At 68.8% G+C, this 12,021-nt stretch carries 6 protein-coding genes; 4 read left to right on the top strand and 2 right to left on the bottom strand.

All coding sequences use genetic code 11. The features are described from left to right. Positions 1-24 precede the first annotated feature (24 nt). A complete protein-coding gene (locus Aph01nite_RS09705) occupies positions 25-1,653 on the bottom strand; it encodes a hypothetical protein (RefSeq protein WP_204040457.1) in 1,629 nt (542 codons plus the stop codon). Positions 1,654-1,776: 123 nt separating this feature from the next. Between Aph01nite_RS09705 and Aph01nite_RS09700 the strand changes: the two genes are divergently transcribed. From Aph01nite_RS09700 to Aph01nite_RS09680, 4 genes are all read left to right on the top strand, one after another. Beyond that, a complete protein-coding gene (locus Aph01nite_RS09700) occupies positions 1,777-3,936 on the top strand; it encodes a DEAD/DEAH box helicase (RefSeq protein WP_239161532.1) in 2,160 nt (719 codons plus the stop codon). A gap of 65 nt (positions 3,937-4,001) precedes the next feature. Beyond that, on the top strand, positions 4,002-5,417 hold the full coding sequence (locus Aph01nite_RS09695; RefSeq protein ID WP_204040456.1) for a WGR domain-containing protein: 1,416 nt from the start codon (positions 4,002-4,004) through the stop codon (positions 5,415-5,417). A gap of 168 nt (positions 5,418-5,585) precedes the next feature. Next, entirely contained in the window at positions 5,586-6,014 is a 429-nt protein-coding gene (locus tag Aph01nite_RS09690; protein WP_204040455.1) for a hypothetical protein, read from the top strand. A 265-nt stretch (positions 6,015-6,279) separates the two neighbouring features. Continuing rightward, on the top strand, positions 6,280-10,629 hold the full coding sequence (locus Aph01nite_RS09680) for a galactose-binding domain-containing protein (protein ID WP_239161531.1): 4,350 nt from the start codon (positions 6,280-6,282) through the stop codon (positions 10,627-10,629). Between the two features lie 29 nt (positions 10,630-10,658). Here the strand turns inward: Aph01nite_RS09680 and Aph01nite_RS09675 are convergent. After that, on the bottom strand, positions 10,659-12,021 hold a 1,363-nt coding region (locus tag Aph01nite_RS09675; RefSeq protein WP_204040454.1), incomplete at its 5' end, for a hypothetical protein.

The following is a 12,021-nucleotide window of genomic DNA, read 5'->3' as shown; positions in this document are numbered from 1 at the left end:
CGTCACTCGGAGACGGCTTTCCGGTCAGGGCAGGCCGATCAGGTGGGTGGCGCCCAGGAAGAACGCGGCGCGCACGTTCTTGTCCCCCACCGCCCTGCGTATCGTCTCCGCGGAGTCGCTCGCCTGCCCGTAGTCGGCGTGCATCAGCGAATCCTTGGGCGTCGTGCCCAGGCCGAGCTCGCCGAGCAGGCGACGGCACAGCTCCGGCGACTTCCCGACGTCCTCGGCGAGCTTCGCGAAGACGTCCACGGTGAGCAGGTCCACGAAGCCTTCCTTCAGCACCTGCCCATGCCCGATGGTGGTCGCTTTCGCGGTGAAGGCCGGATGTGCCAGCCGGTGCAGGAATTCGTGCACCAGCGTCCGGAGCGTCCGCCAGCGCCAGTCGGCCTTCGTCCCCCACGTCTCGTTCGGCAGGATGGGCTGGATCGAGATGTTGCCCTCGCCTCCGGTGTGCGCGCCCGTCCGCTTGATGAGCACGTGCACCGACCGCCAGATCCGCTCGCCCTTCAGGAACTCGGCGAGCAGCCGATCCAGCTCCTGGACGTCCTCCGCGCGGTTCCCGTCGAAGGACGCCTGCACGAGCGGCGCGTCGTACTTGGCGGCCCGGCCGATCAGCTGGGCCCGGTTCCGCAGGTAGTTGAGCAGGTGCTCGGGCTCCGTCGGCAACTCGGCCGTGCTCTGCACCCGGTCGGCGTACCGGAAGCCCTCCCAGTACGGACCGTCCTGGCAGGCCAGCGGGTACGGCCCGAGCGCCCTGGCCACGTAGTCCTGGACATAGGAGGCCACACCCCTGACCCGGTCGAGAGGCTCCGCCTCCAGCGGCTCGTCCCCGCGCCGCCAGTATCCGATCTCCGTGTCCATCATGGTCTCCAGCGCGGGCAGCAGCGTGTCCCGCAGCACGTCCTTCTTCAACGGGCCGATCGCCTGGCCGCCGGAGCCCCGGGGGTTGTAGAGGCCGTCGATGACGCGCGCGTACTGGTCCGGCGGCGGCTTCAGCTCGCGGGTCAGCACCGATCCGGCCCAGCCGCCGACCGACAGCACCTCGCGTTCGAACGCCTGGTCCGGGTCACCCGGCATGGTGGTGTGCCGGCCCGCGCGCTTGAGCAGCCGGGCGACGGCGGCCGCGTGGTCGAACTCCGGCGGCAGCGTGCCCCTGTTGGAGGCGTGCAGATACAGGGCGTGCGTCAGCCACCAGCGGTCGTTCTCGCCGAGACTCTCGACGTGCGGCCAGAGCTCCTCATCCGAGCCCAGCAGCGTGTTCAGCCCGTTGAAGAAGTTCTCCTCCGTGTCCGGCGTCACCTTGACCAGGGCGCTGTAGTCGACCTTCGCCTGGAGGCCGGGCTGGTCGCCGAACGCCACATCCGGCTGCCGCCCGACCCGCACCTGACGTACGGGCCGCTCGCCCGTCTGGACCGTCTCCTGCCGCTGGATGCGGTCGACCTGATCGACCCGGTCGTTTCGCCCGGAACCCTTGTCCTTGACGAGAGCGGGCTGATCCTCCGTGAGGCTGGTCGTCTGCTGCCGGGGGACGATCCGGGGAGTGGCCCTGTTCAGGCCGTCGATTCGCGGCTTATCCTCCAGCCTCGACGGAGTCGACTCCGTGGGCGCACGGTTGTCCTTACGCGTGGGTGATTTCGACCTCCGCTTGTACACCAGCCCATGCTCGCGTAACCACACGAATCCCCGAAGTAGCCACAAAGCAACACCTCAGGACGAGGCCTCCTGTACCTTCTCTGGTGAGCGGGCTGATCCGCCGTGTGCTGGTGAGGGCGGAACGTGGAAGCCATCTTCTCCACCCGGGACGTCAGGGTGGTCCTCGCGGCGGCGGCCTCGTTACAGAAGACCACCCAGGGCTTTCTGGCCGACTACGACCAAGCCCGTGCCGACGTCCAGAAGGCGCTGTCCGTGGTCCGGACAGAGGCCGCGCAGCGGGACCTGGCCGCGATTCCGCTGCACCGGCTCAAGGACGTGACGGAAGGCCGCCTCCGGCTGGGACCGCTCGAACAGGCGGGCTACACCTCCGTACGGGACGTTCTCCGCGCCACTCCCTACGAGTTGCAGCTGCTTCCCGGGGTCGGACCGCAGTCGGCGCGGCACATCCACGCCGCCGCCCAGCAGATCGAGCGCGCCGTGGCGGACTCCGTCAGCGTGCGCATCGACGTCGACCGGCAGGACGCCCCCGCCACCGACCTGCTCAAGGCCCTGAAACGGCTGGTCAACGCCGGTCCCACCCTGGAGCGTACGCATCGGCTGGCCGGGACCGTACAGGCCAGGCTGGCCCAGGCCGTCCCCGCGGCGCGACCCGCGCGGAGCCGCCTGCGCATGCTGTTCGCCGGGGCCAAGGGCCGCGACCGGGCCAGGGAGGCCGTACGCGAGATCTCGTCCCTGCTCGCCGAAGCCACGGCGGACGAGGCGGCGACGCTCTTCGCGCAGGCGTCCGTCGATCTGCTCCGCCCGGTGAGCGGCGATTTCGAAGCCTGGACGGACTACGAGATCCAGGCGCCCGAATACCAGGGCCTGCTGGCCGAGATCTCCGGCGTCGGCCCCGACCGGCCGGCCGCCGAAGGTTTCCTCTCCGAGGACATCGCCGAGCGGGTCAAAGCCCAGGAACTCGACGACACGCACCGGACGGTCTCGCTGCGCGGATACCAGGCGTTCGGCGCCCGCTACGCGCTGGCCCAGCGCCGGGCGATCATCGGCGACGAGATGGGCCTGGGCAAGACGGTCGTCGCCATCGCCGCGCTCGCCCACCTGAGGGCGGGGGGCGGCACGCATTTCGTCGTGGTCTGCCCGGCGAGCGTCCTGATCAACTGGCTGCGGGAGATCGAGCGCCGGAGCACCCTCAAGGCGTACCCGCTGCACGGCCCGGAGCGCGCCGAGGCCACTGCGGAATGGGTCCGCCGCGGGGGCGTCGCGGTGACCACGTTCGCCATGCTCGACCAGCTCGCCATTCCCGGCGGCCTGGCCGTGGAGATGCTGGTGGTGGACGAGGCGCATTACATCAAGAATCCCGGCGCCAAACGCTCACTGGCCGTCGCCGCGTGGTGCTCGCGCGTCGACCGGGTGCTCTTCCTTTCCGGTACGCCCATGGAGAACCGGGTCGAGGAATTCCGCAATCTGGTCGCGTACCTCCAGCCCGGGCTGGCTGCCGAGCTCCGGCTGAACGACAGCGTGGCCGGGCCCACCGCGTTCCGTAAAGCGGTCGCCCCCGTGTACCTCCGGAGAAACCAGCAGGACGTCCTGGACGAACTCCCGCCGGTGCTCCGCGTCGACGAGTGGGAGGAGATGAGCGCGGCGGACCTGGACGTCTACCGGAGCGCGGTGTCGGCCGGGAAATGGATGCTCATGCGCCGCGCCGCGTACGCGGTCCCCGCCGAGTCGGCCAAGCTCGAACGGCTCGTGGAAATCGTCAAGGAAGCCGCCGACAACGAGCTGAAAGTCATCGTCTTCTCCTATTTCCGGGACGTGCTCGCGGTGGTGGGCGAAGCCCTCGGACCGCACGTCCACGGGCCGATCACGGGCGGGCTCTCGGCGGCACGCCGCCAGCGGATCGTCGACACGTTCTCGGCGGCGGCCGGTCACGCCGTCCTGCTCAGCCAGATAGAGGCCGGCGGAACCGGCCTGAACCTGCAGGCCGCGTCCGTCGTGATCATCTGTGAGCCGCAGCTCAAGCCGACCGTGGAAGCCCAGGCCATCGCGCGTGCGCACCGCATGGGACAGGTCCGTACGGTTCAGGCGCACCGGCTGCTCACCGTGGACAGCGTGGACGAGCGGCTGCTGGAGATCCTGGACGACAAGGCGGAACTCTTCGACGCGTACGCGCGCAGGAGCGAGGTCGCCGAGAACACGGCCGGCGCGATCGACATCTCCGACGAATCCGTGGCCCGGCGCATCGTCGAGGAGGAGCAGCGCCGCCTCGCCGCGGGCAATGTCTGATCCGCGGAAAATGTCGCCAGGGTCCCGTACGCTCTCGCCCATTGATCAGGAGAGCGGGAGGCGTCATGACATATCTGGAATTGTCGGAAGACAGCGGTAGCGCGCACAAGTACTACGAGGTCATCGTCTCCGGCACGGATGTGTCGATCACTTATGGCCGGATCGGGGTCCCGGGGCAGACCAAGGTCTCGTCCTTCGCGAACGCCGAGAAGGCCCAGGCGGCGGCCAAGAAGAAGATCGACGAGAAGTTACGCAAGGGGTACGCGCCGGCGGTGCGGGGGGTGCGGCAGCGGCGGGCGGTGACCCGGCGGCCGATCGTGAGCCGGGCGTCCACCGCACGGCGGGCGCCGGTGCTGTGGCGCTTCGCCAGCGGGTCGGCCGCGTTCGGCATCTTCGTGGACCAGGACCGGTGCTGGGTCGGCAACCAGCGCGGCGACGTCTACAAGGTGACGCACGACGGCTCGGTGGTCGGCCACTTCAAGCTGCCCGACGGCGTCAAGTGCATCGTCGGCGACGACTTCTGGATCTACGCGGGGGCCGACGACGGCCGCGTCTACGACCTTTCCGGCAAGGTGCCGCGGGTGGCGTACGAGATCGCCGAGGACGTGGACATCTACTGGCTGGACATCTACGACGGCGTGCTCGGCGTCTCCGACGTGGCCGGGCGGATCACCGCCATCGACCACGAGGACGAGTTCCAGTGGGAGCGCAAGAGCAACGGATCCTCGGGCTGGATGGTGCGCTGCGACGGCGACGCCGTCTACCACGGCCACTCCGGCGGCGTGGCCCGCTACGACGCCGCCGACGGCAGGCCGGTCTGGCAGCGGAACATCCCCGGCGCGGTCCTGTTCGGCTGGCAGGAGGAGCGTTCGGTCTACGCCGGGACGAGCGCCGACCGCGTGGTGCGCCTGGCCAAGGCCGACGGCGCCGAGGAGGCCACCTACCACTGCGACGACACCATCTACTCCTGCGCCACTGCCCCCGGCGGCCGGTACGTCTTCGCCGGCGACAGCTCCTCCTCCGTCTACTGCTTCGACGAGAACGGCACCCGCCTGTGGAAACTCGCCACCGGCTGCGGCTCCGCCCTGTCCATGCAGTACCTCGACGAGCGCCTCTACATCGTCACCGGCCAGGGCACGCTGGCCTGCATCGACGCCTCTGAGCAGGCGATCCTGGCCGCCCAGTCCGGCACCGTGCCCGAGCCGGTGGACGTGAAGGCCGCCGCCGGACTGCCCGCCGTCGAGCCGACCCTCGTCGTGGAGACCGCCGACCTCTCCGACGAGGGCATCACCGTGGAGTGCTTCCCGGACGGCGACCGCCTGCGGGTCCGGGTGATCTCCCCCGGCTACGACCAGGGCTGGCACGTGCAGTTCCCGAAGGGCATCCGCGAGGCCGGTGCCCGCTACCTGGTCGAAGGCATCCGCACGGCCGGCAGCGGCGGCTTCTATCGCGCGTACGGCGAGATCCGCCGTCTGCACTGAACCCCCACCTGACGACCATTCAGGACCGCTGACGACAATGGGCCGTCCCGGCACTGGACAGCGCCAGTCAGAAACGTAACCCTGGAATGCTTCCACAGCGCGAAGATCGCCGAAGGGACCGTTTCATCCATGCGAATGTGGCACCGTGTAACCATCTTCTTCGCCTGCATGGCTGGATTGCTGATTTTCGGGGCGGCCTCGATCTACCAGTCGCTGGACAGGGAGTGTTTCCCGGGAAGCGACGCGGTGCTTTCCCAATTGACCTCGGACGATATACTCGACAGCCATCCCGCGGCGTCCACGCCCGACGGTGACCTGTACACGGGCTGCGAGACGGACGACCACTACCTGACGGTCGGCCGATCTTTTGAAACCACGGATGAGATTTCCGACGTCGTGGCGTTCTACACGGAGCGCGCGCAATCGCTGGGCTGGACTCCCGTGGAGGTCGAAGCGTTGCCGAGTTCGGTGTGCTTCAGCCGTCCCGTGGCGAACACCATGGCTTATTACAGCGTCAACGTGGAAAACGCCCGGGCCTATTACGTAAACATTTCCGCCGCCGAGACCGCCGCGGCGTCTCCCGACGTGCTGTGCTGACCTCCCCCGCGTGAGACCCCCCGCGTGAGCCCTCTTCGAGCCGTCTGAGCACGGCTGTTCCCGACCGTTGACGGGACTGTTGCGCGTATGTAACATCCGATCAGCGATACGCAAGAAGCTTGCAAAAAGCCATCCAATTTCTCGCTGTTCCTCGCAACTCAGGGATTGCACTGCGTCCGTGCACTTGTCCCGCATCCGTGTGCGGTGAAGGCGCATGCCTTCGTGCCGCGACCCAGTCATGCCTGACGAGAGAAGACGAACGCGAATGAGAAGACTGAACCTGCCGTTACGGCTGGTCGCGACCGTGGTCGCGGCCGGCCTGCTCGTGGTGGGGGCCGTGGTTCCGGCCTCCGCCGCGGGCGGACCCAACCTGTCGCTGGGCAAGGCGACCCAGGCGAGCACCACCACGGCCGGGCACGCGGTGTCGGCCGTCAACGACGGTGACCAGTCCACCTACTGGGAGAGCGCGAACAACAGCTTCCCGCAGTGGGCGCGGATCGATCTGGGCACGGCGACGAGCGTCGACCAGATCGTGCTGAAGGTGCCCGCGCCGAGCGCGTGGCAGACCCGTACCCAGACGCTGTCGGTCCAGGGCGGCGCGGACGGCACGAACTACAGCACGGTCGTGGCCTCGGCGAACTACACGTTCAACCCGGCGACCGGGAACACGGTCACGATCAACTTCGCGGCGGCCAGCCACCGGTACTGGCGCGTCAACATCACCGCCAACACCGGCTGGCCCGCCGGGCAGATCTCCGAGTTCGAGATCTACGGCGCGGACGGCGGCGGCGGGGGCGGCAACCTGGCCGCCGGCCGGACCATGACCGGCAGCAGCGTCGCGCAGAACTACGTGGCGTCCAACGCCAACGACGGCAACCAGGCCACCTACTGGGAGAGCGTCAACAACGTCTTCCCCGAGTGGCTCCAGGTGGACCTCGGCTCCTCGGTCAGCGTCAACCGGGTCGTGCTGAAGCTGCCGGCCTCGGGCTGGGCGACCAGGACGCAGACGCTCGCCGTACAGGGGAGCACGAACGGATCCTCGTTCACCGACATCGTCGGATCCGCGGGCTACGTGTTCAACCCGGCCGGCGGCAACACCGTGACGATCAACTTCACTACCGCCGTCACCCGGTACGTCCGGCTCAACATCACCGGCAACACGGGCTGGGCCGCCGGCCAGATCTCCGAGTTCGAGGTGTACGGCCCCGGCGGCACGGTCGACCCCGTACCGCCCAGCGCTCCCACGAACCTGGCGTTCACCGAGCAGACGCCCGGCCAGGTACGCCTGACCTGGACCGCCTCGACCGACAACGTGGGCGTGACCGGGTACGACATCTACGCCAACAACCAGTTCCGGGCCAGCGTCGGCAACGTCACCACGTACACCGACACCCAGCCGCTGAGCGCCACGGTCACCTATTTCGTCCGGGCCAAGGACGCGGCCGGGAACCCGTCGGCCAACAGCAACAGCGTGACCCGCCAGGGCCAGTCGGTCGACGACCAGGACCCGAGCGCGCCCGGCAACCTGGCCTTCACCCAGCCGGCGAGCGGCCAGATCCGGCTGACCTGGACGGCCTCCACCGACAACGTGGGCGTGACCGGGTACGACGTCTACGCCAACAACTCCTTCCGCGCCAGCGTCGCCGGAAATGTCCTGACGTACACGGACACGCAGCCGGACAGTGCCACGGTGACGTATGTCGTACGCGCCAAGGACGCGGCCGGCAACGAGTCGGCCGACAGCAACAGCGTGACCCGGACCGGCACCGGCAACCCCGGCTCCAACCTGGCCCTCGGCAAGGAGATGGTGGAGTCCGGGCACGTGCACAGCTTCGTGGCGGCCAACGCCAACGACAACAACACCGCCACCTACTGGGAGGCCAACTCCGGCGCCTTCCCGAACACGCTGACGGTCAAGCTGGGCGCCAACGCGGTGGTCAGCTCGGTGGTGGTGAAGCTGAATCCGGGTTCCGAGTGGGGTACCCGTACCCAGAACATCCAGGTGCTGGGCCGGGAGCAGAGCGCGACCGGCTACAGCAACCTGGTGTCGGCGGCCAACTACACCTTCAACCCGGCCTCCGGCGGCAACTCGGTCACCATCAACCTGAACGCGACCGTCGCCGACGTGCAGCTGCGGTTCACCAGCAACACCGGCGCGCCCGGCGGCCAGGTCGCCGAGTTCCAGGTCTTCGGCGTCCCGGCCCCCAACCCGGACCTGACCGTCACCGGCGTCTCGTGGACCCCGACGTCCCCGAACGAGACCAGCGCGATCACCCTGTCGGCCACCGTCCGCAACGCCGGCACCGCCGCCAGCGCCGCGGACAGCGTCAACTTCAACCTCGGCGGCGCGCTGGTCGGCACCGCCACCCTGCCCGCCCTGGCCGTCAACGCCACCGCCACGGTGACCGCCGCCATCGGCACCCGCGCGATGGGCAGCTACGAGGTCAGCGCCCGGGCCGACGCCGACAACACCGTCTTCGAGCAGAACGAGGCCAACAACGTCCTGGTCGCCTCCTCGCCGCTGGTGGTGGCCCAGGCTCCGGGCCCTGACCTCCAGGTCACCGGCATCACCTCCAACCCGCCGAACCCGGCCGTCGGCGCGCAGGTCACCTTCACCGTGGCCGTGAACAACCGCGGCACCACCGCCTCGGGCGTGACCACGGTCACCCGCCTGTCGGTGGGCGGGACCACGCTCAACACCAACACGGCGTCCATCGCCGCCGGGGCCACCGCCAACGTGGCGATCACCGGCAGCTGGACCGCCACCAGCGGCGGCGCCACCATCACCGCCACCGCCGACGCCACGAACGTGCTCACCGAGACCAACGAGGGCAACAACACGCTCTCGCAGTCGATCGTGGTCGGACGCGGCGCGGCCGTCCCGTACGTCGAGTACGAGGCCGAGTCCGCCAGCTACCAGGGCACCCTGCTGACCGCCGACCCGCTGCGCACCTTCGGCCACACCAACTTCGCCACCGAGTCCTCCGGCCGCCAGTCGGTCCGGCTCAACAACACCGGCCAGTTCGTGGAGTTCACCTCGACCAACCAGGCGAACTCGATCGTTGTCCGCAACTCGATCCCCGACGCCCCGGGCGGCGGCGGCACCGAGGCCACGATCAGCCTCTACATCAACGGGACCTTCGCCCAGAAACTGACCCTCTCGTCCCGGCACAGCTGGCTCTACGGGAACACCGACCAGCCCGAGGGCCTGACGAACACCCCGCAGGCCGACGCCCGGCGGATGTTCGACGAGTCGCACGCGCTGCTCTCGCAGAGCTACCCCGCCGGGACCAGGTTCCGGCTGCAGCGCGACGCGACCGACAACGCGACCTTCTACATCATCGACCTGATCGACCTGGAGCAGGTCGCGCCCGCGGCGAGCCAGCCGGCCGGCTGCACCTCGATCACCCAGTACGGCGCCGTCCCCAACGACGGCCTCGACGACACGACCGCCATCCAGCGGGCGGTCACCGACGACCAGAACGGCGTCATCAGCTGCGTCTGGATCCCGGCGGGCCAGTGGCGCCAGGAGAAGAAGATCCTCACCGACGACCCGCTCAACCGGGGCCAGTTCAACCAGGTGGGCATCAGCAACGTCACCATCCGCGGCGCCGGCATGTGGCACTCCCAGCTGTACACGCTGACCGAGCCGCACCTCGCCCAGGGCAGCATCAACCACCCGCACGAAGGCAACTTCGGCTTCGACATCGACAACAACGTGCAGATCTCGGACATCGCGATCTTCGGTTCCGGCCGCATCCGCGGCGGTGACGGCAACGCCGAGGGCGGCGTCGGCCTGAACGGCCGGTTCGGCCTCAACACCAAGATCAGCAACGTCTGGATCGAGCACGCCAACGTGGGCGTCTGGGTCGGCCGCGACTTCGACAACATCCCCGACCTGTGGGGACCGGGCGACGGCCTGGAGTTCAGCGGCATGCGGATCCGCAACACGTACGCGGACGGCATCAACTTCACCAACGGCACCCGCAACTCGAAGGTGTTCAACTCCTCGTTCCGCTACACCGGCGACGACTCCCTGGCCGTCTGGGCCAACAAGTACGTCAAGAACCAGGCCGTGGACATCGCCCACGACAACCAGTTCATCAACAACACGATCCAGCTCCCGTGGCGCGCCAACGGCATCGCGGTCTACGGCGGGTACGGCAACAAGATCGAGAACAACCTCATCTACGACACCATGAACTACCCCGGCATCATGCTGGCGACCGACCACGACCCGCTGCCCTTCTCCGGGACGACGCTGATCGCCAACAACGCGCTCTACCGGGCCGGTGGCGTCTTCTGGAACGAGGACCAGGAGTTCGGCGCGATCACCCTGTTCCCGCAGGGCCCGGACATCCCCGGCGTCACGATCCGCGACACGGACATCTTCGACTCCACCTACGACGGCATCCAGTTCAAGACCGGCGGCGGCAACATGCCGAACGTCACCATCACGAACGTGAGGATCGACAAGTCCAACAACGGCGCCGGCATCCTGGCCATGAGCGGCGCCCGCGGTAACGCGAACCTGACCAACGTGACCATCACCAACTCGGCCACCGGCAACATCGTGCGCCAACCGGGCACACAGTTCGTCATCAACGGCGGCTGACCGCCTGACGGCCGCGCGGCGTGCTCCTCTCACCCAGGAGCACGCCCGTGGCCGTCACCGCTGTCCCAGTCCAGGCGCTTGATGACCCACGCGGGCAGGGACCAGATGGGGTTGCCGGGCGCGAGGTCCCCTTCCTCGACGACGGGATAGAAGGGGTCGACCATGTGGAACCCGTCTTTCCCGCCCACCCAGGCGTCCACGTTGTACTCGCAGCTCACCTCGGCGTAATCAGACTCGTCGTCGACCCGGATTTCGACGCGGAAGGCCCAGAAGTCGCTCGGCAGCCAGGTGAACGTCAGCTCCGCCGCATGCCCGGGGATGACCAGCCGGTGCTCATCTGCGAGGAAGTCGTCGGGGACGACCAGTCCCGGCACGCAGGTGAGCGCCTCCCGGATGTCTTCGATCGCGTCGTCGGCCTCCCCGTACGTCACTGACGGCAGGGACACGTGGGCGTCCCCTTCGGCCGAGACCCCGGTGATCACCCCGTCGGTGAAGTGGAACGCCAGCTCCGCCCGGACGAACACGTCCTCGTACCCCACCGTCATCGTCTCCGGCCCTGCGCCGGGATCCATGCGGTTCACCGTGGCCTCCGAGTCGCCGAGGAAGTACACGGTGGCCAGGGCCTGGTCGTGGGTGGGCGGTCCGAGTTCGCCGGGCCAGCGCGGTGCCTCGGTCTGGGTGGACACGACGGTGACGTCGTCGAGCCCGGCCAGCCGGGTGAGCCGGACCACGTTCGCGCCGAGTACCCGCAGGTCGCCCTCGCCGTCGGCCTCGATCGCCCGGTTCAGGCTGGGCGTGTCGCCGATGTCGAAGACGGGCTCGCTGTCGCTCCACCCGGCGTCCACCCAGATCGGCAGGCGTGCCAGCAGGTGGCGTACGACCTCGCGGGTCGCGTGGCCGTCGTCCACGGTGACGTTGAACAGCGTCGGCCGGAGCTGCTGCCGGGTCCTGGTGAGCGGCGCGTCGAGCCCCCAGGCGGTGCAGGCCGCGCTGATGTCCTTGTCCTCGGTGAGGAACAGCAGGTCGTCCAGCGAACCTCCGGCGGCCCGTCGCACGTCGCGCAGCCAGGTGCTGTCGCTGGCGCCGGTCTTGACGTCCTTCTTGCGCTTGCCGGGCGCGCGCTGCATGACCTGGTCCTTGAGGCCCTCCAGCGCGCTCTCCGGCGTCGCGGCGATCACGCGTACGTGCTCGATCTCGGTGATCGCGCGCAGGAAGGTCTCGATCACCTCGCGGGTGTCCCGGTAGAGGGGTTCCGGCATCGGAATGCGGGCGCGGGAGAGGGCCCTGCGTTCGGCCGAGGACGCGGTCATGACCGTGTTCCAGTCGTCGGCCAGGTGCTGGGCCCACTCCCAGGCGACCGGTTCGGGCACCCAGGTCTCGATGCCGACGCCC

It is taken from the genome of Acrocarpospora phusangensis (genome assembly GCF_016862995.1).
Lineage (GTDB): Bacteria > Actinomycetota > Actinomycetes > Streptosporangiales > Streptosporangiaceae > Acrocarpospora > Acrocarpospora phusangensis.
This window is presented reverse-complemented; position numbering and strand designations above follow the sequence as displayed.